Origin of the sequence: Oceanobacillus limi (assembly GCF_900111445.1) — a bacterium.
GTDB classification, from domain to species: Bacteria; Bacillota; Bacilli; order Bacillales; family Amphibacillaceae; genus Ornithinibacillus; species Ornithinibacillus limi.
Genome location: NZ_FOHE01000023.1, coordinates 35,852 through 57,296, shown reverse-complemented (window position 1 = coordinate 57,296; position 21,445 = coordinate 35,852). Strand labels below are relative to the sequence as shown.

Sequence of the window (21,445 nt, the reverse complement as noted above, 5' to 3'; positions counted from 1 at the left end):
GAGGGAGCTTTCATCCATTCGGATCAAGGATTTCACTATACAAACCCTACCTATCAAAAAATGGTTAAGAAATATGGTTTAGGACAATCCATGTCAAGGCGAGGAAACTGTTGGGATAACGCCCCACAAGAATCATTTTTTGGGCATTTCAAAGATGAAGCATATATTAAACCTTGTGAAACACTAAATGAGTTAAAGCGTGAAATTAAGAGTTATATGACTTATTACAACAATTACAGATATCAATGGAATCTAAAAAAGATGACCCCTGTACAATACAGGAATCACCTTTCCAGTGTAGCATAGTCTTTTTTTTTAAAAGTCCTTTACAAAGGGTACATATTATTTAGGACGATTCTCTTTTTCATTAATTCTTCTTTTTTATTTTTGCTTAAAAAATGGATAGAAACGGTCATCCTCTTGTACACTAATCCACTTAACTGTTGTAAATTTCTCTATTGCCCATTCACCGCCGAATCTTCCTACTCCAGATCCCTTTTCACCACCAAAAGCAACATGTGCTTCTTCATTAACAGATTGATCGTTTACATGGATCATACCTGTTTCAATTTGTTTAGCAACCTTTACTCCATGATTTAAATCCTTGCTAAATACGGCACCACTTAAACCATATGGAGAATCATTGGCAATGCGAATCGCATCTTGTTCATCTTCCGCTTTAATAACAGAGGACACAGGACCAAACATTTCGTTTTGGGCAACAGGCATATCATTCGTAACATCACTTAGAATGGTAGGGTGTAATACATTCCCTTCAGCTTGTCCACCTATTACAACTTTGGCACCTTTTGCTTTGCTTGTTTCAATTTCTTTTTGAATCCTTTCTACTTCACTACTATTTATTAACGGGCCGACTGCAGTTTCAGGATCTGCTGGATCTCCCGCCTTCAACTGGCTAACTTTATCCTTAAATTTACCAACGAATTTGTCATAAACATTAGCATCTACTACAACCCGATTTAAAGACATACAAATTTGTCCTTGGTGTAAGTATGCACCAAACGCAGCGGCTTCAGCTGCACGGTCAAGATCAGCATCATTTAATACAATGAGAACATTATTTCCACCCAATTCTAATGCAACATCTTTTAATGTACGTCCAGCTATTTCCCCAATTCGACGTCCAACCTCTGTTGAGCCAGTAAATGAAACTAGCTTCGGAATCGGATGTTCTACAATATCATCGCCGATTTCAGAACCTTTCCCAACAATTACACTAAGTACTCCTTTAGGAAGTCCTGCTTGTTCAAAGATTTCAGCAATTAGAAACCCAGAAGTAACTGGTGTTGCAGATGCTGGCTTCAATAGTACGCTATTACCAGTTGCAAGTGCAGGCGCAACAGAACGCATCGTTAATATTAAAGGAAAGTTCCACGGACATATTACTGTTACGACACCTTTAGCAGAACGATAAATTCGATTTTCCTTACCAGGTACATTCGAAGGTAAGATTGATCCCGTCATTCGGTATGGAAAGGAAGAAGCTTCTTTTAGTGTATTAACAGTCCCTCCCCATTCAATTTCCGCTTTCACCCTTGTACTACCTGATTCTTTTATTAACCAATCAATTACATCCTCTTTTCTCTCAACAAAGATCTGTGCCGCCTTTTCCATTACTTCTCGTTTTTCTCCAGGCAGTTTATCCTCCCATGCTTTTTGAGCATCTTTTGAAGCCTCATACGCACGATTAAGATCTTCTTTTGATGCACCTTTTATTTCATTGATTATATCATTTGTATATGGATTTACATTTTTTATAACGCTATTACTAGAACCCTCTTCCCAATTACCTGCTATAAATTGTTTTGTATATGTTCCCAAAGCAAAATCGCTTCCTTTCTAAGCTGTTATTATCTTACAAATTAATGATAGTTTTAAAAACGTTTACATATCAAATTGTTTGCTTATATTATGTGACTATTATTAGATTTCATGTTCTTTCCTTGAAATAAATTTTGCTTTTCGGAGGTCATATGCGTATTGTAAAACAATATTATTACAGCGATTAAACATGCCATTCGAGGGGACTGAATATATTTTGAACTAGCGTTGATGATTTTCAAACATCAATTTATTAATATTTCCTCTCAAACATTTATGTTATCGTAATTTATAAAGGGTTGACTTTTAACATTACTTACTTGGGGAAGGATTGATTTGGTGAAGAATAATATTATTGAGTTCATTTTTAACGATAAAAAATTCAGAAAAACTAGGACCTTCCTATCAGTTATCCTTTTTGTTTCAATTTATTATTTAGCTTACAACCTAGTCGAGCCTTCTGTAGTAATTAAATTTTCATTTTTCCTGTTTTATATTATATCTATTAAAAATAACATGGTATAACAAAGTGAAAAATAATAAGACTAGTAAGAGGGACTGGGCAGCAGTTTTTGTTATTCTTTTCGCATTACTAGTCTGTATGGATTATTTAAACTAAAAGTAGATTACCGGAAAAGTTAGAACTGTAAATCGTTGAACTTTTGGAATTTCTTCAAAGAATCAGAGAATTGGATTCACTGATCCTTTGTATGTTTTTTAATATATATTCATACCATATTTCTCGAATCTAAATTATCTTATTTTCATTAAATACTTCTATAATCGTTAGATCTATATTCTGCATAGATCTTTTTTTGTGTCCATCATTTAGTCAGTAGTAAAAATACGTAAGCTTCTTAAGAAGACTACAATACACCGTTTCAGACACACACTTGCATCACTATTATTGGAATGGGGAGCAAATATTAAAAATGGTACAAGAGAATTAGGTTATTCTGAATTCAAATGACAATGAACAACTACACCCATATAATTTAACAGTAGAGAAATTTATTAAGTATATGGAGATGTAAAAGGATGTCAATTTCCGTACTAAAACGTGGTCAAAAGTGTTTCTCACACAAAAAAGACCCCCAACCAAATTGATTGAGAGTCTTTGAACGTAAATATATTAACGTTTTGAGAACTGTGGTGCACGACGAGCGCCTTTAAGACCGTATTTCTTACGTTCTTTCATACGAGCGTCACGAGTTAAGAATCCTTCGCGTTTTAAAGAAGCACGATATTCTGGATCTGCTTCTAAAAGAGCACGAGCAATTCCGTGGCGGATAGCACCAGCTTGGCCAGTAAAACCTCCACCATCAACGTTTACTAATACATCATACGTGCCATCTGTTTCTGTAGCCTTCAGTGGCTGATTTAGAATTAGAAGTTGAGTTTCATATGGGAAATAGTCTTTCGCGTCACGACCATTAATTGTTACATTACCAGTTCCTGGTACTAAACGTACACGTGCAGTTGAACTTTTACGACGTCCTGTGCCGTAGTATTGTACTTGTGCCAATTGATTAACCTCCTTTTAATTATCCACGAAGTTCGTAAACTTCTGGTTTTTGTGCTTGATGATTGTGTTCAGAACCTCTGAATACATGTAATTTCTTACCCATTTTACGTCCTAAAGAACCTTTTGGAAGCATTCCTTTGATCGCAAGCTCTAACATTTGCTCAGGGTATTTCGTACGCATTTCGTATGCATTACGTTCTTTTAATCCACCTGGATGTCCTGAATGACGGTAGTACATTTTGTCATTAATTTTGTTTCCTGTTAATTCGATTTTTTCAGCATTGATAATGATCACATTATCACCTGTGTCAGCGTGTGGTGTGTAAGTTGGTTTGTGCTTTCCACGAAGAATTGCAGCCACTTCACTAGCTAAACGACCTAAACGTTGGCCTTCAGCATCCACAACAAGCCATTTGCGTTCGATATTATTTTCATTCGCCATGAAAGTTGTACGCATGATTGGTTTCCCTCCATTATTCATAAATCATTTTTAAAATTAATTCGTTATTCCTATATCTTCAACACAATTAGTTCCGGGGCTAATCGCGGTTTTAGAAATAAAATGCCATAGATCATAATACATCATTATAGGGGGAAATGTCAAGGGGTCCCGATTACTTTATCAAAACCTAGCGATTAAATTTGATATGCTTTTATGATTCGACATAACTAGAAAATATATTGTCGACATTTCCCGGGAAATGATTCTTATTTCCATCATTCACTAGAATCTTTGTCTTCATACTTCACTTGCCATAAATATAATCCTTGGGGCGGAACAGTTTCCCCTACAAGTCTACGGTCTTTACTCTCTAATAGATCTTGTATTGCACTTGGTTCAAGTTTCCCTTGACCGACATCTAGTAATGTACCTACGATAATACGAACCATATTATATAAAAAACCACTTCCTCGAAATATGAACTCTATTTCATGACCATTTTTGTTACAAGTGACTTCATATAAGTTACGATTTTTACTTCCCCTTACAGTAGCCTTTGCTGAAGAAAAAGTTGTAAAGTCATGTAATCCTTCAAAGTATCTACACGCTTCTTGCATAGCTTTTATATCTAAAGGATATGGAAATAGGTAGGCATAATTTCGCTTGAATACATCTGTTTCTTTTGTGTTCCAAATGTAATAATGGTACTCCTTCTCAATCACATCATAACGAGAATGAAATCTGTCAGGAGCTTCTATTACATCTTTTATATAGATATCATCTGGTAGGAGTGTATTCATGGCCTTCTTCCAATTATAATTTGAAAGTTGATAATCTGTTTCAAAATGAATCGTTTGCCCTTGAGCATGGACACCAGTATCTGTTCTCCCAGAAGCATGGACACGTATTGGTCTTCCTTTATGAATTTTATATAAAGCTTTTTCTAACTCGCCTTGAATGGTACGCTTTTTAGGCTGGATTTGATACCCTGAGAAGTTGGTACCATCGTAGCTCAACACACATTTTATTTTTCGCATCTGATCCAGCCTTTCTATCTATTAATAGGTTCTCGTTAAAAATAATCCAATAATAACACAAGTAAATAATATATAAACAAATACATCTCTTGTTTCAATCTTTAACTGACGTAGCTTTGACCTTCCTTCTCCGCCCTGATATCCCCTTGCTTCCATCGCCATCGCAAGTTCCTCAGCACGTTTAAAGGCACTAACAAACAGTGGAACCAGTAAAGGAACAACTGCTTTAATCCGTTCCTTAAAAGGGCCTGTCCTAAAGTCCACACCACGAGATGCCTGAGCCTTTGAAATCTTTTCTGTCTCCTGCATCAATGTAGGAATAAACCGCAATGAAATGGACATCATTAATGCTAATTCATGTACAGGAAATTTCACTTTATTTAATGGATAAAGCATATCTTCAATAGCATCTGTTATTTCAATGGGAGTTGTCGTTAGCGTTAATAACGATGTAATTAAAATTAGCAAGAAAAAACGCAACGAAATGGCTAACCCTTGGATGACACCACCAGAATAGATTTCGAGTGTTAAAACCTCAAATAATACGGAACCTTCCTTCGTTACAAATATGTGTAATATAAATGTAAATACAATTAAAAACCAAACTGGTGTTAAGCCTTTTAAAATGTAACGCAACGGAATTCGAGTTACTAAGGTGGTTATAATCGCAAACAATGTCAGTATTCCATAACTTGGCACCGAATTTGCAAAAAAGACAAAGATCACGAAAGAAAATATGATCGTTATCTTTGTACGTGGGTCTAGACGATGTATAATTGAATTGCCTGGTACATACTGACCAATAATTAAGGAATTATTCATCTACTCCAGCCTCCTTTAGAGACTGGTAAACTTGATCTGCTAGCTGCTCGATCGATTGCCGTTTAAATGGTATTGCTTTTCCAAACCTCTGCTCAAATGCGTAAAGGAACTCGATCATTTCTGGTACATCTAACTGAACCTTATTTAAAGCCTCTTGTTGCGTAAAAACATCCTCTGGCTTACCTTCCATATATTTGCTTCCTTTATTTAAAATAATCACTTGGTCCGCATATTTAACGGCATCTTCCATACTGTGGGTAACAAGAACAGTTGTTAATTGTTCCTCTTGATGAAGACTATAAAACATCTCCATGATTTCCTTTTGACCACGGGGATCTAAACCAGCAGTAGGTTCATCTAACACTAATATTTCAGGTTTTACAGCTAAAACCCCTGCGATAGCAACACGGCGCATTTGTCCTCCACTTAGCTCAAAAGGTGACCGTTCTAATAGCTCCTCGGAAAGACCGACAGCAGGAATAACCTCTTGAATCCGCTTCCTAATTTCTCGATCCATTACACCAAAGTTTTTGGGACCAAACGAAATATCTTTTTCAACCGTCTCATCAAACAATTGATGTTCTGGATATTGAAAAACCACACCTACTCGACTACGGAGCTCCTTCAAGTTTTTTGGTTTATCAGCATGTGTAAGTCGATAATCACCAATTCGAACTTCCCCCTTAGTCGGTCTTATCAAACCATTTAAATGCTGAATTAATGTTGACTTACCAGATCCTGTGTGCCCAACAATTGCTACAAATGAACCTGAAGGGATATGAAAGGATAGGTTTTCTAGAGCTTTGTGTGCGAAGGGAGAGTTTTCTTGATAAATATAGTTTACATTGTTGAATGTAATGTCCATAAGTCCTCCAGTAATTCATTATGATTTAATGGTTCATTTTTCATTGAAATACCTTTTTTCTTTAATTCCTCTGCCAAAAGCGCAATAAATGGTACATCAAGCCCTATTTCCCTTAATTTATCCTTTTTAGCAAATATCTCCCTTGGATTAGCCTCATCCCATATGACACCTTCATTCATCACAATAACCCGTTCTGCTTGAACAACCTCTCTTAGGTCGTGGGTAATCGTAATTAATGAAATTTGATTCATTTCCTGAACATTAGAGACGGTATTCATGATTTCCATTCTACCTTTTGGATCAAGCATAGCTGTAGCTTCGTCCAAAATTAAAACCCGAGGAGAAATAGCTAATACACCAGCAATTGCCACACGTTGTTTTTGTCCACCCGATAATCGATGTGGTTCTGTTAAACGGTAATCATTCATTCCAACCGCTGTTAGAGAAGTATCAATACGCTTTATCATATCTTCTCTAGGTATACCCCTATTCTCCATGCCAAAGGCCACATCATCCTGAACAGTTGTGCCTACAAACTGGTTGTCTGGATTTTGAAATACCATTCCTACTTCTTTACGAACTTCCCAAATCGTCTCTTGATTAACGATTTTACCACTTATGTATATTTCCCCTTCTTGCGGAAATAATAATCCATTCATCAGCTTTGCGATTGTCGATTTTCCTGATCCATTATGTCCAATAATAGCTACCCATTCATCCTTGTAAATAGAAAATGAGCAATCTTTCAAAACCCAAGGTTCCTCTTCTCCATATCGAAACGATACGTTTCTAAACTCTATTAATTTCTCTCTCAATGATATTCCTCCTCTACTGCTCGGCTAACCCTGAGTTATTTGTAAGTATATTTCACGTTATAATTGTACAACTATTTGCGAGTAATGTTAACTATGTGGAATATATTTATACTTCAGAAGAATCTTAGTTCGTAGTTGATATATTATGATGCTATGTAACTGGTTCTAGTATTTAGTTGATGGTGGAATACATAATCCGTCAGTAGGGCAACATGACTTATCTGGCCAATTAACCGAACCACGACCTCATCAAAGCGATGTGGATCCTCATTCCGCTAAATGGTCGAAATAACTCGTCTAGAGCATGGTTTCGGTTCCTCGTTCCTTTATTTTCCTTTTTCCAGTACAATTTTTACTGTATTATGTCTAATAGCGGAATGAGGATCATCATATGCCTTGTTTGGACGGCTTTTCTATCATTTAACGGAACCACGATCCTCTCAAAAACGAAGTGGAACCTCTTTCCGCTAAATGACTGAATCCGTACCCACGAACAGCGGAAAGCGACTGCCTGCAACAGAAGCAACGTTGCTGTTACGTCACATATTAGGTAAATAGCAAAAAGCAATGTCTAAAGAAATATATAACAAAAAAAGGGCTGGGATTCACCTCGTGGAAGAGATTCAGTCCTGCCCCTTAACGCATATGGTCTCATTAAACTAATTCAATGATTGCCATCTTCGCTCCATCACCTTGGCGCTCACCAAGTTTTAGAACACGTGTATAACCACCTTGTCTGTCTTCATAGCGCTTCGCAACATCATTAAAAAGCTTTTGAAGTACAGTATCTTCTTCATTAGCTTCTTTTTCATATAAGAACGCTGCAGCTTGACGACGTGCATGAAGATCACCACGTTTACCTAGCGTAATCATTTTTTCAACAACTGACTTTAACTCTTTCGCTTTTGCTTCTGTTGTTTCGATCCGTTCATGAATAATCAAATCAGATGCAAGGTTGCGAAGTAGAGCTAGTCGTTGGTCTGTTGTACGTCCTAACTTTCTAGCCATGGACTATCCCTCCCTTTCTCGTGAATCTAAAGGTGTCTGTACCTATTATCAGTCATCTTTACGTAAGCCTAAGCCAAGATCCTCTAGTTTTACTTTTACTTCTTCTAGTGATTTACGGCCTAAATTACGTACTTTCATCATATCTTCTTCTGATTTATTTGAAAGCTCTTGAACTGTATTTATGCCAGCACGTTTTAGACAATTATAAGATCTTACAGAAAGATCTAATTCCTCAATTGTCATTTCCATTACTTTTTCTTTCTGGTCTTCTTCTTTCTCGACCATAATTTCAACATTTTGAGCTTCGTCTGTTAGTCCTACGAAAATATTTAAATGTTCCATATAAACCTTAGAACCTAAAGAAACTGCTTCTTCAGGGCGAATACTTCCGTCTGTCCAAACATCCAAAGTCAATTTGTCAAAGTTTGCGCTTTGTCCTACACGAGTATTCTCTACTTGGTACGTTACACGTGATACTGGTGTAAAGATCGAATCAACTGGAATGACGCCAATCGGTTGATCCTCTTGTTTATTCTCTTCAGCTGGACGATAGCCCCGACCACGCTCTGCGGTGATTTTCATATGCAAGTTACCTTTGCTATTTAGGGTTGCAATAGGTAGGTCTGGGTTAAGTACTTCTACATCACTATCATAAGTTAAATCAGCAGCAGTGACTTTTCCCTCTCCTTGCACATCAATTTCTAATGTCTTTGCTTCATCAGAATAAATTTTAAGAGCTAGCTTTTTCAAATTCAAGACGATAGTCGTAACATCCTCAACGACACCTTCTATTGTTGAAAATTCGTGTAACGCTCCATCAATTTGAACTGATGTAACAGCAGCACCTGGAAGTGAGGATAGTAGGATACGACGCAAGGAGTTACCAAGAGTAGTACCATAACCACGTTCTAACGGTTCTACTACAAATTTTCCAAACGTAGCATCTTCGCTAATTTCTACCGTTTCAATTTTTGGCTTTTCTATTTCGATCATTCCATAAAACCCTCCTTAAAAACGTCGAAACCCCGGTTAGACTTCAGTCTAACCGAAATTCCCCAAATAGGCAGTTGGCGTTTCTGCGCTACCTAAAGTTTATCGTACTTTTGTCTATGCGATGTTGTATATTGAGACTTTCACGTTATTGTAATTTAAAATCAAACCTTAGGTAAATTACAATTCGAAGAAATCCTCCTGAAATTTGTCAAAAACTTCTTTTTTATATACTTTTAGCCATCATAACCCATTATTGACAGGGTGACAAATTATATACGCTAAAAATTAAACACGACGACGTTTTGGTGGGCGACAACCGTTATGAGGTACTGGTGTTACATCTTTAATAGCTGTAACTTCTAAACCAGCTGCTTGAAGTGAACGAATTGCTGCTTCACGACCAGCTCCAGGACCTTTAACTGTAACTTCTAGAGTTTTCATACCATTATCAACTGCTGTTTTAGCTGCAGTTTCAGCAGCCATTTGTGCAGCAAAAGGTGTTGATTTACGAGAACCTTTAAAGCCTAAAGCTCCAGCTGAGCTCCAGCCAATAACATTCCCTTGCACATCTGTAATCGTAACAATAGTATTATTGAAAGTTGAACGAATATGTGCAACACCTGTTTCAATATTCTTTTTCACACGACGCTTACGTGTATTTTGTTTACGTGCCATGAATTAGCTTACCTCCTTTTTGTTATTTTTTCTTGTTAGCGATTGTACGACGTGGACCTTTACGAGTACGAGAATTGTTCTTCGTTTTTTGTCCGCGAACTGGTAAGCCGCGACGATGACGAAGTCCTCTATAGGATCCAATTTCAATCAAACGCTTGATGTTAAGAGAAACTTCACGACGAAGGTCTCCCTCGATTGTATATGCTTCAACAGCTTGACGAATCTTACTTAATTCATCCTCAGTAAGATCGCGAACTCGTGTGTCTTCTGAAACGCCTGCTTCTTTAAGGATGTTCTGTGCAGTTGTTTTTCCAACTCCATAAATATAAGTTAATGAAATTACTACACGTTTATCACGTGGAATATCAATACCTGCAATACGTGCCATATCTGTAGATGCACCTCCTTATTATTTAGCCTTGTTTTTGCTTGTGTTTAGGGTTTTCGCAAATCACCATTACTTTGCCTTTGCGTTTAATAACTTTACATTTTTCACAAATTGGTTTTACAGATGCTCTTACTTTCATCATCTTTACCTCCTTTTATATCGGAGCTCGCTTTATTTATAACGGTACGTGATTCGTCCTCTTGTTAAATCATACGGAGAGAGTTCTACCGTTACTTTATCACCTGGTAATATACGGATGAAATGCATACGGATCTTACCTGAAACATGTGCTAAGACCGTATGGCCGTTTTCAAGCTCTACATTAAACATTGCATTTGGCAATGTTTCCGTTACCGTTCCTTCCACTTCAATTACATCGTCTTTCGCCATCGTGTTGATCTCCCTTCTTCAAATCAGTCACAATCTCACCTACAAATTTTGTTAAGGCAAATCGTAATTTCCCATTTGTGACACGACCAGTTTCTAGAAGGCTGTTTTGGACTTCCGGAGAAGTAAAATCCATAACTTCAATATGATGTAAATTCTTTTTCTTTGGTCGATCATATTTACGTTTTTCCCCATCTGCTAGCAAGACATACCGATCGTCGATCACTTGGATGACGACCATATATTGCCCCGCTTCTCGCCCTTGCATAATACGAACAACTTGACCTATTCGTGGAATCGAATCATCTTCGCTCAACAACGATCACCTTCACTTAGGTATATTTACCTTATATCGCAATATAAGGCCTCATATATTCTCAAACCACCATGCGTCACGTTACGTAGCAAGCTTCTCACTTGCATACAATACATAATATCCTTATACAAATAGAAACTCATCTATTCGTGTTGGCCATACAGTTAATTGCTTATTTTTCAATGTGTTGTTGGATATCTTGGAAAACCTGATCAATTTCTTGGTCACCATTAACACTTACAAGATACCCTTTTTCTTCGTAAAAGTCGAGTAACGGTTTCGTTTGCTCGATATTAACAGCTAAACGATTCTTCACCGTATCAGCTGAATCATCATCCCGTTGAATTAACGTTGAGCCATCACGATCACATATACCCTCTTCTTTTGGAGGGTTATAGATCACATGATATGCTTTACCACATGTTGGACAAATACGACGCCCTGTTAAACGCTCCACTAAGATTTCTTCTGGTACATTCACATGTATTACATGGTCAATCGACTGATTCATTTCAGATAAAAGATTTTGTAAGCTCTCGGCTTGTGCAATAGTTCTCGGGAACCCATCTAACAAGAATCCATTTTCACAATCATCCTTGCTTAGACGTTCTTTCACAATACCAATTGTTACATCATCTGGAACTAGATCACCTTGGTCCATAAAACTTTTCGCTTTTTTTCCAAGTTCTGTTCCTTCTTTTATTGCTAAACGGAACATATCTCCTGTTGAAATATGAGGGATGTTATATTTTTCGTTTATCTTTTCTGCCTGTGTACCTTTTCCGGCACCAGGAAGACCCATTAAAATTAAATTCAACACTTTCCCCTCGCTCTCATTGGCAGCAGATTTTTATTTAATAAATCCTTTGTAGTGTCGCTTCACTAACTGACTTTCAAGTTGTTTCATTGTTTGTAACGCTACACCAACAACGATTAGTAAACTTGTGCCACCGATTTGTACTGCTTGAGGTAGATTTGCAAGACCACCTAGTAGAATAGGTAGTACAGACACGGCTGCTAAAAAGATAGAGCCTACAAATGTTAAACGATACATAACGCGAGTTAAATACGTTTCTGTATTCTTACCAGGACGAATTCCCGGTATATATCCACCTTGTTTTTGTAAGTTTTCAGCCATTTGTTCGGGGTTAACCTGAACAAATGTATAGAAATACGTAAACGCAATGATAAGCGCTACATAGATCACCATACCAGCAGGCTGTGTATAGTCAAAAATCATTTCGATAGTTGATGCTACATTACCTTCAAAGAATGTCGCAATCGTCCTCGGTGCAATAATAAATGCAATTGCAAAGATAACCGGAATAACTCCTGCAGCATTTACTTTTAACGGTAAATGGGTAGAGTGTCCGCCTACTGGGGAACGATTAACGAGTTTCTTAGCATATTGAATTGGAATTTTACGTAATGCTTGTTGAATGAAGATAACCCCAACTGTTACCGCAATAACAACTAATGCAATCAGCACAACAATTACAATGTTAAGGAACAGTTCATCACCTGGGTTCGTGAAGTACTGTGCAAATAATTGTTGTACACCATTTGGTACTGCCGCAACGATACCTGCGAAAATTAAGATGGAAATTCCGTTTCCAACTCCATGTGCAGTAATTTGTTCACCTAACCACATTAAAAATGTTGTTCCACTTGTTAATACGAGCGCAATGATTAGGAATTTAACTGGACCTGGATCTGCAATTAGCATACCATTTGCCATCGCATTAAACCCGATGGACATAGCAATTGCCTGAACAAATGCAAGAACAACTGTACCATATCGGGTAACTTGAGCAAGCTTTTTACGGCCCATTTCACCCTGTTTTTTCCACTCTGCAAACTTTGGTACAACATCCATCTGTAATAATTGCATGATAATCGATGCTGTAATGTAAGGCATAATCCCCATTGCAAAGATGGAGAAATTTTGTAATGCCCCACCACCAAATGTATTTAAAAAGCCAAAAACATTTTGTTGGTTCATAAAATCGATTGCTGATTTATCTGTGAACGGCACTGGAATAAATGTGCCTAGACGGAATACAATTAACATAAGCAATGTAAATATCAGCTTCCGTCTAATGTCACCTACGCGCATAAAATTGGAGATTGTACGGAACATTAGATCACCTCTACTTTACCGCCCGCTGCTTCGATAGCTTCTTTAGCTGAAGCAGAGAACTTATGAGCTTTTACTGTTACTTTTTTCTCGACAGAACCATTACCAAGTACTTTTAAACCAGCTTTTAGGTTCGATACGACACCTTCTTCAAGTAAGAGCTCAGGTGTGATTTCTGTGCCGTCTTCAAAACGATTTAGTGCATCTAAGTTAACAATAGCAAACTCTTTGCGGTGAATGTTGGTAAACCCACGCTTTGGTAAACGTTGGAATAATGGCATTTGGCCACCTTCGAAACCTGGACGTGTGCCTCCGCCTGAACGTGCGTTTTGTCCTTTATGTCCTCTACCTGATGTTTTACCGTTACCAGATGACATTCCACGACCTACACGATTACGATTTTTGCGTGTTCCTTCTGATGCCTTCAATTCATGAAGTTTCATGCGAGCACCTCCTCTTTTCGTTTAATATTTATTAAACTTCTTTAACCGATACTAGATGTGATACTTTGTCTACCATTCCGCGAATAGCAGCTGTATCATCAAGAACTACCGTTTGACGAATTTTCTTTAATCCTAGTGCCTGAACCGTTTTGATTTGTTTATCTTTTGATCCAATAACACTGCGAGTGAGGGTGATTTCTAATTTTTTAGACATAGTGTTTCCCTCCTTATCCTAACAGTTCTTCTACAGACTTTCCACGTAGTTTAGCTACGTCCTCTGCACGCTTTAAGTTTGTTAAACCATTAATTGTTGCACGAATCATGTTAATTGGTGTGTTTGCTCCAAGTGATTTTGTTAAGATATCACCAACACCTGCTAATTCAAGTACCGCACGAACTGGTCCACCTGAGATAACTCCAGTACCCTCTGTAGCTGGTTTCATTAATACGTTACCAGAACCGAATTGCCCATGAATTTCGTGTGGAATTGTAGTTCCAACAATTGGTACTTCAATTAAGTTTTTCTTTGCATCATCTACTGCTTTTTTAATCGCATCTGGTACTTCCTGTGCCTTACCAGTACCAAATCCAACGTGACCATTTTTATCGCCAACAACTACTAAAGCAGCGAAGCGGAAACGACGTCCACCTTTCACAACTTTTGCAACACGGTTGACAGCAACAACGCGTTCTTCAAGATCTAATTTGTTCGCATCAATCATAGTTTTCATGTAAGGTTTCCCTCCTTTATCGATTAAAATTCAAGACCTGCCTCGCGGGCAGCATCTGCTAATGCTTTTATACGTCCATGATAAAGGTACCCTCCGCGATCAAATACAACTGATTTGAAGCCTTTATCTAGGGCACGTTTTGCAACTAATTCGCCGACTTTTGTAGCAGCTTCCACACTACTAGTAGATTCAACGCTTAGTTCTTTATCTACAGTTGAAGCACTTACTAATGTAGTTCCATTAGTGTCATCAATTAATTGTGTGTAAATGTGTTTGTTTGAACGATACACGTTTAGACGAGGACGCTCCGCAGTTCCGAATAGGTTTTTACGAACACGTGCATGTCTTCTTTTACGTGCAACATTTTTGTCAGGTTTTGTGATCATCTAGGTCACTCCTTTCTCGCCTAACTAGCCTTACTTAGCAGTTTTACCTTCTTTACGTCGTACATATTCATCCGCATAACGAATACCTTTACCTTTATAAGGTTCTGGTGGTCTAATTGCTCTGATGTTTGCAGCAACGGCTCCAACTTTCTCTTTATCAATACCTTTAACCACAACGTTTGTATTTTTAGGTATTTCAATTTCAATTCCTTCAATTGGATCAATTTCAACTGGATGTGAGTAACCAGCATTAATTACAACTTTATTACCTTGTTTTTGTGCACGATAACCAACACCGATAATTTCAAGTTGCTTTTCAAATCCTTTCGAAACTCCCTCAACCATATTTGCGATCAGGCTGCGAGTAGTTCCATGTAATGAACGATGTTCCTTATGATCACTTGGACGTTCAATTGTCACAACATTCTCTTCGATAACAATGTTCATTTCGCTACTAAAGTTTCTAGTTAGTTCACCTTTAGGGCCTTTAACAGTAACTGTATTTCCATCAAGTTTCACTTCTACACCACTTGGAATTTCAATTGGTTTAAGTCCTATACGAGACATTCCATGCACCTCCTTCTAAAAAATGTTAATTACCAAACGTAAGCAAGAACTTCGCCACCAACAGCTTGAGAGCGTGCTTCTTTATCAGAAAGTACTCCTTTAGATGTTGATACGATTGCTATGCCTAAACCGTTAAGTACACGAGGTACCTCGTCAGCTTTAGCATAAACACGTAGTCCTGGTTTACTGATACGTTTAATTCCTGTAATTACTCGCTCTTCGTTTGCACCGTACTTAAGGAATATACGCAGAACGCCTTGTTTGTTATCTTCAATAATTTCATAATCACGTACAAAGCCTTCTCGTTTAAGGATATCTGCAACCTCTTTTTTCATTTTAGAAGCAGGAAGCTCCAATTTATCATGTTTAACCATGTTAGCATTACGAATACGAGTTAGCATATCTGCGATTGGATCTGTCATAACCATTACTTATTACCTCCTTCCCAAATCGGGGTTTACCAGCTTGCTTTTTTGACACCAGGAATTTGACCTTTATAGGCAAGTTCACGGAAACAAATACGGCAAAGTTTAAATTTACGAATTACAGAATGTGGACGACCACAACGCTCACAACGAGTATATTCCTGAACTTTATACTTAGGTGTGCGCTTTTGTTTCGCAACCATTGATTTTTTAGCCACAATTTTCCCTCCTTGTACTAGCTCTTAGCTTATTTTTGGAAAGGCATGCCTAGCTGAGCTAAAAGTTCACGTGCTTCTTCGTCAGTATTAGCTGTTGTTACAACAACAATATCCATACCACGAATTTTACTTACTTTATCATAATTAATTTCTGGGAAAATTAGTTGTTCTTTTACACCTAGTGTGTAGTTACCACGACCATCAAAAGCTTTCTTAGAGATACCACGGAAGTCACGTACACGTGGAAGTGATACCGCGATTAGCTTTTGCAAGAATTCATACATACGTTCACCACGAAGGGTAACTTTTGCACCGATCGGCATTCCTTCACGTAGACGGAATCCTGCAATTGATTTTTTTGCGCGAGTAACCATAGGTTTTTGACCAGAAATCAAAGATAGTTCTTCGACTGCATTATCTAGTGCCTTAGAGTTTTGAACAGCATCACCAACACCCATGTTGATAACGATTTTTTCAACTCCAGGAACTTGCATAACTGATTTATAGTTAAATTTATTCATTAAAGATGGTACGATTTCATCTTGGTATTTGTTTTTTAATTCATTCATCATGTCGCCCTCCTTTCGTCGCTAAATTATTTATCTAATGCTTCACCGGATTTTTTAGCGATGCGGACTTTCTTTCCATCACGTTCTTCATAGCCAACACGAGTTGGTTCACCGGATTTTGGATCTACTGGCATTACATTAGAAACATGAATCGGAGCTTCCTGGTTAAGAATTCCACCCTGTGGATTTTCTTGAGAAGGCTTAGCGTGTTTTTTAACCATGTTAATACCTTCTACAAGAACGCGATCCTTTTTTGGATATGCTTCTAAAATTGTACCTTCTTTTCCACGGTCTTTACCGGAGATTACTTTTACTTTATCACCTTTTTTTACATGCATGCTTTACGCACCTCCTTACAAGGCTTTTCATTACTGCTTATAGAAGTTTTACTTAATGTTATAGAACTTCTGGAGCTAGAGATACGATTTTCATGAATTTTGCATCACGTAATTCACGAGCAACTGGTCCGAAGATACGAGTACCTCTTGGACTTTTGTCATCACGGATGATTACGGCAGCATTTTCATCAAAACGAATATATGACCCATCTGCACGACGTGCACCTGATTTTGAACGTACAATAACAGCTTTTACTACTTCACCTTTTTTAACAACGCCTCCTGGTGTTGCTTGTTTTACAGAACAAACAATTACATCACCAATGTTAGCTGTTTTGCGTCCAGAACCACCTAATACTTTGATAGTCAATAGTTCACGAGCACCAGAGTTATCTGCAACTTTTAAACGAGTTTCTTGTTGAATCATATCGCTGTGACCTCCCTTCGGATACCTTCCGAGCGAACTTTATTATATAATTACCGCTTCTTCAACGACTTCAACTAGACGGAAACGCTTAGTTGCTGATAGCGGACGAGTTTCCATAATGCGAACAACATCACCAGTTTTAGCTTGGTTGTTTTCATCATGAGCTTTAAATTTCTTAGAATACTTAACACGTTTACCATATAATTTATGGAATTTATACGTTTCAACTAATACAGTGATAGTTTTATCCATTTTATCTGAAACGACACGGCCTGTGTATACTTTACGATCATTACGTTCTGTCATTTGAGGCTAACCTCCTCTCATTATCAGTTATTTACGCTAATTTCACGTTGACGTACAACTGTTTTCATTCGAGCAATTGTTTTTCTCACTTCACGAATGCGTGCAGTGTTTTCCAATTGACCAGTTGCAAGTTGAAAGCGCAAATTAAATAATTCTTCTTTCAATGATTTAACTTTTTGTTCAATTTCGGCAGTGGTTAGTTCTTTTATTTCATTAGCCTTCATTGCTTTCACCACCAATTTCTTCACGTTTTACAAATTTAGTTTTAACCGGCAATTTGTGTGAAGCAAGACGCAACGCTTCGCGCGCAACTTCTTCCGGTACACCTGCGATTTCAAACATAATTTTACCAGGTTTTACTACTGCAACCCATCCCTCAGGAGCACCTTTACCAGAACCCATGCGGACTTCTAGAGGTTTTGCAGTATATGGTTTGTCTGGGAATATTTTAATCCAAACTTTACCACCACGTTTCATATAACGAGTCATTGCAATACGAGCAGCCTCTATTTGACGACTAGTAATCCAAGAAGCTTCTGTTGCTTGAATTCCGTACTCACCAAATGCTACAGTTGTGCCACCTTTTGCTTGACCTCTCATTTTCCCACGATGTTGTCTACGATATTTAACACGTTTAGGCATTAACATAGAAATGTGCCCCCTTCCTTAATTGTTGTTTTTAGTTGGAAGGACTTCTCCACGATAAATCCACACTTTGACACCTAATTTACCATAAGTTGTGTCTGCTTCAGCATGTGCATAATCAATATCTGCACGTAAAGTGTGTAGTGGTACTGTTCCTTCACTATAATGTTCCGCACGAGCGATATCTGCTCCACCAAGACGTCCGGAAACTTGAGTTTTAATACCTTTCGCACCAGCGCGCATTGCACGTTGAATTGCTTGCTTTTGCGCACGACGGAATGAAATACGGTTTTCTAATTGACGAGCAATATTGTCTGCAACTAACGCTGCATCAAGATCAACTTTCTTGATTTCAACGATATTAATGTGAACACGTTTGCCAGTCAAGCTATTTAATGATTTACGTAGAGCTTCTACTTCAGAACCGCCTTTACCAATAACCATACCAGGTTTACCAGTATGAATAGTGATGTTTACACGGTTTGCTGCACGTTCAATTTCAATAGAAGAAACAGCAGCTGTTTTTAAACGGTTTTCAAGATATTCTCTGATTTTAATATCTTCGTGTAGTAAGTCTGCATAGTCTTTCCCAGCGTACCATTTTGACTCCCAGTCTTTAATGATACCAACTCGAAGACCTGTTGGATTTACTTTTTGACCCACTGACTATCCCTCCTTCTTTTCTGTTACCACTACTGTAATGTGGCTTGTGCGCTTGTTTATTCTGCTTGCACGTCCTTGAGCGCGTGGACGGAAACGTTTCAATGTAGCACCTTCATTTACATATGCTTCTGAAATCACTAGATTATCAGGATCCATTTCGTAGTTATGTTCTGCATTGGCAACAGCAGAATTTAATACTTTTTCTACGACTGGAGAAGCACCGCGTTGTGTGTGGCGTAAAATTGCAATTGCTTCACCAACATTTTTTCCTCGAATTAAATCAACGACTAATCGTACTTTACGAGGAGCAATGCGAACTGACTTCGCTACGGCTTTAGCTTGCATATTGAGTGCCTCCTCTCATTAGCGTTTTGTTTTCTTATCATCGGCAGCGTGCCCTTTGTACGTACGGGTTGGCGCGAACTCACCTAATTTATGTCCAACCATGTCTTCAGTAACATAAACCGGTACATGTTTACGACCATCATATACTGCGATTGTATGACCTACGAAAGTTGGGAAAATTGTTGAACGACGAGACCAAGTTTTAATAACTTGTTTCTTGTCAGTTTCGTTTAGTTGATCAATCTTTTTCATAAGATGATCATCAGCGAAAGGTCCTTTTTTCAAGCTACGACCCATGGATAAACCTCCTTTCAGAGTTAAGAGACAGGACTAAGCGTCCATTCGATATTTCGATTATTTTTTACGCTTACGAACAATAAATTTATCCGTAGATTTATTACGTTTACGCGTTTTGTAACCAAGAGTTGGTTTGCCCCATGGTGACATAGGTGATTTACGTCCGATTGGTGCACGTCCTTCACCACCACCGTGTGGGTGATCATTAGGGTTCATTACAGAACCACGAACAGTTGGGCGGATACCTTTCCAACGAGAACGTCCTGCTTTACCAACACGGATAAGTTCATGTTCGATATTACCTACTTGACCAATAGTTGCGCGGCAAGTTGATAAGATTAAACGAACTTCTCCAGACGCTAAACGTACAAGTGTATATTTTTCTTCACGACCAAGAATTTGTGCCTCTGCACCTGCAGAACGAGCAAGTTGTCCTCCATTACCAGGCTTTAATTCGATGTTGTGAATAATTGTACCTACCGGAATGTTTGCAAGTGGTAGTGTATTACCTAATTTAATATCTGCTTTTTCACCAGATTCGATTTCTTGACCAACTTTCAATCCTTTTGGTGCAAGAATGTAACGTTTTTCACCATCTACATAGTTAATTAACGCAATGTTAGCAGTACGGTTTGGATCGTATTCGATCGTAGCAACGCGTCCTGGTATTCCATCTTTATCGCGTTTAAAGTCAATAATGCGGTATTGACGTTTGTGACCGCCACCTTGATGACGAACCGTTAACTTCCCTTGGTTGTTACGTCCACCACGTTTAGAAAGTGGAGCTAAAAGGGATTTTTCCGGAGTGTCCGTAGTAATTTCAGCGAAATCAGATACAGACATATTACGTCTACCATTTGAGGTAGGTTTGAACTTTTTAATCGCCATCTTTTTTCCCTCCTTCACATAACTTTTTCTTAAGCTTCAAAGAAGTCTAGTTCTTTACTATCTTCTGAAAGCTGAACAATAGCTTTTTTGCGATTTGGGCGGAAACCTCCGTAACGACCCATTCGCTTGAATTTACCTTTTAGGTTCATCGTGTTAACTTTTTCAACTTTAACACCAAAGATTTCTTCAACAGCATCTTTGATTTGAGTTTTGTTTGCTTTTGTACTTACTTCGAACGTATATTTCTTCTCTGCCATTAAATCAGCAGAATTCTCTGTAATGACAGGGCGCTTAATGATATCACGTGCATCAGTCATTATGCAAGCACCTCCCCTGCTTTTTCAGCTGCATCTTTTGTTAAGATCAACTTGTCATGCGTAAGCAAATCTAATACGTTAACCTCTTCTACAGTGAGTACTTTAACTCCTTGAAGGTTATTAGCTGAACGTACAACATTCTCTTCAGCTTCAGCCGTAACGATTAATGCTTTTTCATTTACATTTAGTGCAGCAAGCATGTTAACTACTTCTTTTGTTTTAGGAGCTTCAAATGAAAGACCTTCTAAAACAACTAAGCTTTCCTCTTGTACTTTAGATGATAATGCAGATCTAAGTGCAAGACGACGTACTTTTTTAGGTAGTTTATAGCTATAACTACGTGGTGTTGGACCGAATACTGTTCCACCACCAACCCATTGTGGAGAGCGGATTGAACCTTGACGTGCACGACCAGTCCCTTTTTGACGCCATGGTTTACGTCCACCACCGCTTACTTCAGAACGGTTTTTCACAGCGTGTGTTCCTTGACGTAAAGATGCACGTTGCATAACTACCGCTTCATGTAATACATGTGTGTTTGGCTCAATACCGAAAACAGAGTCGTTAAGTACGACATCTCCAGCTTGAGAACCATCTTGTTTAAATAGTGCTACTTTAGGCATGACAT

Annotated in this window: 36 protein-coding genes; 1 reads left to right on the top strand and 35 read right to left on the bottom strand. The window is 38.1% G+C overall.

Annotation, left to right across the window (positions count from 1 at the left end):
- Nucleotides 1-306 (top strand): IS3 family transposase (locus tag BMX40_RS17610; protein WP_139177900.1); only part of this gene is annotated, 306 nt, incomplete at its 5' end.
- 75 nt (nt 307-381) lie between these two features.
- Here the strand turns inward: BMX40_RS17610 and BMX40_RS17605 are convergent.
- The 35 genes from BMX40_RS17605 to rplD form a co-directional block, all read right to left on the bottom strand.
- A complete protein-coding gene (locus tag BMX40_RS17605; RefSeq protein ID WP_090872416.1) occupies nt 382-1,842 on the bottom strand; it encodes an aldehyde dehydrogenase family protein in 1,461 nt (486 codons plus the stop codon).
- 1,132 nt (nt 1,843-2,974) lie between these two features.
- Nucleotides 2,975-3,367 carry a 30S ribosomal protein S9 gene (rpsI, locus tag BMX40_RS17600; protein ID WP_090872414.1) on the bottom strand — a complete coding sequence of 131 codons (393 nt, stop codon included), beginning with the start codon at nt 3,365-3,367 and terminating at the stop codon, nt 2,975-2,977.
- 19 nt (nt 3,368-3,386) lie between these two features.
- Nucleotides 3,387-3,824: a 50S ribosomal protein L13 gene (gene rplM, locus BMX40_RS17595; RefSeq protein ID WP_090872412.1), complete on the bottom strand. Its 438-nt coding sequence runs from the start codon at nt 3,822-3,824 to the stop codon at nt 3,387-3,389.
- A 260-nt stretch (nt 3,825-4,084) separates the two neighbouring features.
- Entirely contained in the window at nt 4,085-4,846 is a 762-nt protein-coding gene (truA, locus tag BMX40_RS17590; RefSeq protein ID WP_090872410.1) for a tRNA pseudouridine(38-40) synthase TruA, read from the bottom strand.
- Nucleotides 4,847-4,867: 21 nt separating this feature from the next.
- Nucleotides 4,868-5,668: an energy-coupling factor transporter transmembrane component T family protein gene (locus BMX40_RS17585; RefSeq protein ID WP_090872408.1), complete on the bottom strand. Its 801-nt coding sequence runs from the start codon at nt 5,666-5,668 to the stop codon at nt 4,868-4,870.
- On the bottom strand, nt 5,661-6,533 hold the full coding sequence (locus BMX40_RS17580; protein ID WP_090872406.1) for an energy-coupling factor ABC transporter ATP-binding protein: 873 nt from the start codon (nt 6,531-6,533) through the stop codon (nt 5,661-5,663). The genes BMX40_RS17585 and BMX40_RS17580 overlap by 8 nt, the downstream gene beginning before the upstream one ends.
- Complete coding sequence (locus tag BMX40_RS17575) at nt 6,509-7,348, bottom strand: energy-coupling factor ABC transporter ATP-binding protein (RefSeq protein ID WP_090872405.1); 840 nt, start codon at nt 7,346-7,348, stop codon at nt 6,509-6,511. The genes BMX40_RS17580 and BMX40_RS17575 overlap by 25 nt, the downstream gene beginning before the upstream one ends.
- 654 nt (nt 7,349-8,002) lie before the next feature.
- Nucleotides 8,003-8,356 (bottom strand): 50S ribosomal protein L17, encoded by a 354-nt coding sequence (gene rplQ, locus BMX40_RS17570; RefSeq protein ID WP_090872403.1) that lies wholly within the window; start codon nt 8,354-8,356, stop codon nt 8,003-8,005.
- A gap of 48 nt (nt 8,357-8,404) precedes the next feature.
- Entirely contained in the window at nt 8,405-9,349 is a 945-nt protein-coding gene (locus BMX40_RS17565) for a DNA-directed RNA polymerase subunit alpha (RefSeq protein WP_090872401.1), read from the bottom strand.
- Between the two features lie 285 nt (nt 9,350-9,634).
- Entirely contained in the window at nt 9,635-10,024 is a 390-nt protein-coding gene (gene rpsK / locus BMX40_RS17560) for a 30S ribosomal protein S11 (RefSeq protein WP_090872399.1), read from the bottom strand.
- 22 nt (nt 10,025-10,046) lie between these two features.
- Nucleotides 10,047-10,412, bottom strand: a complete 366-nt coding sequence (gene rpsM / locus BMX40_RS17555; protein ID WP_090872396.1) for a 30S ribosomal protein S13 — start codon at nt 10,410-10,412, stop codon at nt 10,047-10,049.
- A 25-nt stretch (nt 10,413-10,437) separates the two neighbouring features.
- Nucleotides 10,438-10,551, bottom strand: a complete 114-nt coding sequence (gene rpmJ / locus BMX40_RS17550; protein WP_010095733.1) for a 50S ribosomal protein L36 — start codon at nt 10,549-10,551, stop codon at nt 10,438-10,440.
- 32 nt (nt 10,552-10,583) lie between these two features.
- Complete coding sequence (gene infA / locus BMX40_RS17545; RefSeq protein ID WP_010095735.1) at nt 10,584-10,802, bottom strand: translation initiation factor IF-1; 219 nt, start codon at nt 10,800-10,802, stop codon at nt 10,584-10,586.
- A complete protein-coding gene (locus BMX40_RS17540; protein WP_090872394.1) occupies nt 10,780-11,115 on the bottom strand; it encodes a KOW domain-containing RNA-binding protein in 336 nt (111 codons plus the stop codon). Before BMX40_RS17540 ends, infA begins: the two co-directional genes overlap by 23 nt.
- Before the next feature lie 172 nt (nt 11,116-11,287).
- The gene (locus tag BMX40_RS17535) at nt 11,288-11,932 is read right to left on the bottom strand and encodes an adenylate kinase (RefSeq protein ID WP_090872392.1); all 645 of its coding nucleotides are present in this window, start codon (nt 11,930-11,932) and stop codon (nt 11,288-11,290) included.
- Nucleotides 11,933-11,965: 33 nt separating this feature from the next.
- A complete protein-coding gene (gene secY / locus BMX40_RS17530) occupies nt 11,966-13,255 on the bottom strand; it encodes a preprotein translocase subunit SecY (RefSeq protein ID WP_090872390.1) in 1,290 nt (429 codons plus the stop codon).
- Nucleotides 13,255-13,695: a 50S ribosomal protein L15 gene (rplO, locus tag BMX40_RS17525; protein WP_090872388.1), complete on the bottom strand. Its 441-nt coding sequence runs from the start codon at nt 13,693-13,695 to the stop codon at nt 13,255-13,257. The genes secY and rplO overlap by 1 nt, the downstream gene beginning before the upstream one ends.
- 31 nt (nt 13,696-13,726) lie before the next feature.
- Complete coding sequence (rpmD, locus tag BMX40_RS17520) at nt 13,727-13,909, bottom strand: 50S ribosomal protein L30 (RefSeq protein WP_090872386.1); 183 nt, start codon at nt 13,907-13,909, stop codon at nt 13,727-13,729.
- A gap of 13 nt (nt 13,910-13,922) precedes the next feature.
- Nucleotides 13,923-14,426, bottom strand: a complete 504-nt coding sequence (gene rpsE / locus BMX40_RS17515) for a 30S ribosomal protein S5 (protein WP_090872383.1) — start codon at nt 14,424-14,426, stop codon at nt 13,923-13,925.
- Between the two features lie 23 nt (nt 14,427-14,449).
- Nucleotides 14,450-14,812 carry a 50S ribosomal protein L18 gene (rplR, locus tag BMX40_RS17510; protein WP_090872382.1) on the bottom strand — a complete coding sequence of 121 codons (363 nt, stop codon included), beginning with the start codon at nt 14,810-14,812 and terminating at the stop codon, nt 14,450-14,452.
- Between the two features lie 30 nt (nt 14,813-14,842).
- The gene (gene rplF, locus BMX40_RS17505) at nt 14,843-15,379 is read right to left on the bottom strand and encodes a 50S ribosomal protein L6 (protein WP_090872380.1); all 537 of its coding nucleotides are present in this window, start codon (nt 15,377-15,379) and stop codon (nt 14,843-14,845) included.
- Nucleotides 15,380-15,408: 29 nt separating this feature from the next.
- Nucleotides 15,409-15,807, bottom strand: a complete 399-nt coding sequence (gene rpsH / locus BMX40_RS17500) for a 30S ribosomal protein S8 (protein ID WP_090872378.1) — start codon at nt 15,805-15,807, stop codon at nt 15,409-15,411.
- A gap of 29 nt (nt 15,808-15,836) precedes the next feature.
- On the bottom strand, nt 15,837-16,022 hold the full coding sequence (rpsN, locus tag BMX40_RS17495) for a 30S ribosomal protein S14 (protein ID WP_017473651.1): 186 nt from the start codon (nt 16,020-16,022) through the stop codon (nt 15,837-15,839).
- 29 nt (nt 16,023-16,051) lie between these two features.
- On the bottom strand, nt 16,052-16,591 hold the full coding sequence (rplE, locus tag BMX40_RS17490) for a 50S ribosomal protein L5 (RefSeq protein ID WP_090872376.1): 540 nt from the start codon (nt 16,589-16,591) through the stop codon (nt 16,052-16,054).
- Between the two features lie 26 nt (nt 16,592-16,617).
- Nucleotides 16,618-16,929, bottom strand: coding sequence for a 50S ribosomal protein L24 (rplX, locus tag BMX40_RS17485; RefSeq protein ID WP_090872374.1), 312 nt, complete (start codon nt 16,927-16,929; stop codon nt 16,618-16,620).
- Nucleotides 16,930-16,987: 58 nt separating this feature from the next.
- Entirely contained in the window at nt 16,988-17,356 is a 369-nt protein-coding gene (gene rplN, locus BMX40_RS17480; RefSeq protein WP_090872372.1) for a 50S ribosomal protein L14, read from the bottom strand.
- Between the two features lie 42 nt (nt 17,357-17,398).
- Complete coding sequence (rpsQ, locus tag BMX40_RS17475) at nt 17,399-17,662, bottom strand: 30S ribosomal protein S17 (protein ID WP_090872370.1); 264 nt, start codon at nt 17,660-17,662, stop codon at nt 17,399-17,401.
- A gap of 23 nt (nt 17,663-17,685) precedes the next feature.
- Nucleotides 17,686-17,886: a 50S ribosomal protein L29 gene (rpmC, locus tag BMX40_RS17470; protein ID WP_090872368.1), complete on the bottom strand. Its 201-nt coding sequence runs from the start codon at nt 17,884-17,886 to the stop codon at nt 17,686-17,688.
- Complete coding sequence (gene rplP / locus BMX40_RS17465) at nt 17,876-18,310, bottom strand: 50S ribosomal protein L16 (RefSeq protein WP_090872366.1); 435 nt, start codon at nt 18,308-18,310, stop codon at nt 17,876-17,878. Before rplP ends, rpmC begins: the two co-directional genes overlap by 11 nt.
- 18 nt (nt 18,311-18,328) lie before the next feature.
- Nucleotides 18,329-18,970 (bottom strand): 30S ribosomal protein S3, encoded by a 642-nt coding sequence (gene rpsC, locus BMX40_RS17460; protein ID WP_090872364.1) that lies wholly within the window; start codon nt 18,968-18,970, stop codon nt 18,329-18,331.
- Between the two features lie 3 nt (nt 18,971-18,973).
- The gene (gene rplV, locus BMX40_RS17455; RefSeq protein WP_090872362.1) at nt 18,974-19,315 is read right to left on the bottom strand and encodes a 50S ribosomal protein L22; all 342 of its coding nucleotides are present in this window, start codon (nt 19,313-19,315) and stop codon (nt 18,974-18,976) included.
- 18 nt (nt 19,316-19,333) lie between these two features.
- On the bottom strand, nt 19,334-19,612 hold the full coding sequence (gene rpsS, locus BMX40_RS17450; protein WP_090872360.1) for a 30S ribosomal protein S19: 279 nt from the start codon (nt 19,610-19,612) through the stop codon (nt 19,334-19,336).
- A 57-nt stretch (nt 19,613-19,669) separates the two neighbouring features.
- The gene (rplB, locus tag BMX40_RS17445) at nt 19,670-20,500 is read right to left on the bottom strand and encodes a 50S ribosomal protein L2 (RefSeq protein WP_090872358.1); all 831 of its coding nucleotides are present in this window, start codon (nt 20,498-20,500) and stop codon (nt 19,670-19,672) included.
- A gap of 29 nt (nt 20,501-20,529) precedes the next feature.
- Nucleotides 20,530-20,817 carry a 50S ribosomal protein L23 gene (rplW, locus tag BMX40_RS17440; RefSeq protein ID WP_090872356.1) on the bottom strand — a complete coding sequence of 96 codons (288 nt, stop codon included), beginning with the start codon at nt 20,815-20,817 and terminating at the stop codon, nt 20,530-20,532.
- The gene (gene rplD, locus BMX40_RS17435) at nt 20,817-21,440 is read right to left on the bottom strand and encodes a 50S ribosomal protein L4 (protein ID WP_090872354.1); all 624 of its coding nucleotides are present in this window, start codon (nt 21,438-21,440) and stop codon (nt 20,817-20,819) included. Before rplD ends, rplW begins: the two co-directional genes overlap by 1 nt.
- Nucleotides 21,441-21,445 lie beyond the last annotated feature (5 nt).

Bases quoted from the DNA above. Each gene is read 5' to 3' on its own strand.
- rplW (WP_090872356.1), bottom strand. From the start codon at position 20,817: ATGACTGATGCACGTGATATCATTAAGCGCCCTGTCATTACAGAGAAT.
- rplN (WP_090872372.1), bottom strand. From the start codon at position 17,356: ATGATTCAACAAGAAACTCGTTTAAAAGTTGCAGATAACTCTGGTGCT.
- infA (WP_010095735.1), bottom strand. From the start codon at position 10,802: ATGGCGAAAGACGATGTAATTGAAGTGGAAGGAACGGTAACGGAAACA.
- rplP (WP_090872366.1), bottom strand. From the start codon at position 18,310: ATGTTAATGCCTAAACGTGTTAAATATCGTAGACAACATCGTGGGAAA.
- BMX40_RS17565 (WP_090872401.1), bottom strand. From the start codon at position 9,349: ATGATCGAAATAGAAAAGCCAAAAATTGAAACGGTAGAAATTAGCGAA.
- rplX (WP_090872374.1), bottom strand. From the start codon at position 16,929: ATGCATGTAAAAAAAGGTGATAAAGTAAAAGTAATCTCCGGTAAAGAC.
- rpsS (WP_090872360.1), bottom strand. From the start codon at position 19,612: ATGGGTCGTAGCTTGAAAAAAGGACCTTTCGCTGATGATCATCTTATG.
- rpsK (WP_090872399.1), bottom strand. From the start codon at position 10,024: ATGGCACGTAAACAAAATACACGTAAGCGTCGTGTGAAAAAGAATATT.
- rplD (WP_090872354.1), bottom strand. From the start codon at position 21,440: ATGCCTAAAGTAGCACTATTTAAACAAGATGGTTCTCAAGCTGGAGAT.
- rpmC (WP_090872368.1), bottom strand. From the start codon at position 17,886: ATGAAGGCTAATGAAATAAAAGAACTAACCACTGCCGAAATTGAACAA.
- BMX40_RS17585 (WP_090872408.1), bottom strand. From the start codon at position 5,668: ATGAATAATTCCTTAATTATTGGTCAGTATGTACCAGGCAATTCAATT.
- rpmD (WP_090872386.1), bottom strand. From the start codon at position 13,909: ATGTCTAAAAAATTAGAAATCACCCTCACTCGCAGTGTTATTGGATCA.
- BMX40_RS17580 (WP_090872406.1), bottom strand. From the start codon at position 6,533: ATGGACATTACATTCAACAATGTAAACTATATTTATCAAGAAAACTCT.
- rplQ (WP_090872403.1), bottom strand. From the start codon at position 8,356: ATGGCTAGAAAGTTAGGACGTACAACAGACCAACGACTAGCTCTACTT.
- rpsQ (WP_090872370.1), bottom strand. From the start codon at position 17,662: ATGACAGAACGTAATGATCGTAAAGTATACACAGGCCGTGTCGTTTCA.
- rpsH (WP_090872378.1), bottom strand. From the start codon at position 15,807: ATGGTTATGACAGATCCAATCGCAGATATGCTAACTCGTATTCGTAAT.
- rpsE (WP_090872383.1), bottom strand. From the start codon at position 14,426: ATGAAAACTATGATTGATGCGAACAAATTAGATCTTGAAGAACGCGTT.
- rplF (WP_090872380.1), bottom strand. From the start codon at position 15,379: ATGTCTCGTATAGGACTTAAACCAATTGAAATTCCAAGTGGTGTAGAA.
- rplB (WP_090872358.1), bottom strand. From the start codon at position 20,500: ATGGCGATTAAAAAGTTCAAACCTACCTCAAATGGTAGACGTAATATG.
- rplE (WP_090872376.1), bottom strand. From the start codon at position 16,591: ATGAATGAATTAAAAAACAAATACCAAGATGAAATCGTACCATCTTTA.
- rpmJ (WP_010095733.1), bottom strand. From the start codon at position 10,551: ATGAAAGTAAGAGCATCTGTAAAACCAATTTGTGAAAAATGTAAAGTT.
- secY (WP_090872390.1), bottom strand. From the start codon at position 13,255: ATGTTCCGTACAATCTCCAATTTTATGCGCGTAGGTGACATTAGACGG.
- rplM (WP_090872412.1), bottom strand. From the start codon at position 3,824: ATGCGTACAACTTTCATGGCGAATGAAAATAATATCGAACGCAAATGG.
- rplO (WP_090872388.1), bottom strand. From the start codon at position 13,695: ATGAAACTTCATGAATTGAAGGCATCAGAAGGAACACGCAAAAATCGT.
- rpsM (WP_090872396.1), bottom strand. From the start codon at position 10,412: ATGGCACGTATTGCAGGTATTGATATTCCACGTGATAAACGTGTAGTA.
- rplV (WP_090872362.1), bottom strand. From the start codon at position 19,315: ATGCAAGCTAAAGCCGTAGCGAAGTCAGTTCGCATTGCTCCTCGTAAA.
- truA (WP_090872410.1), bottom strand. From the start codon at position 4,846: ATGCGAAAAATAAAATGTGTGTTGAGCTACGATGGTACCAACTTCTCA.
- rplR (WP_090872382.1), bottom strand. From the start codon at position 14,812: ATGATCACAAAACCTGACAAAAATGTTGCACGTAAAAGAAGACATGCA.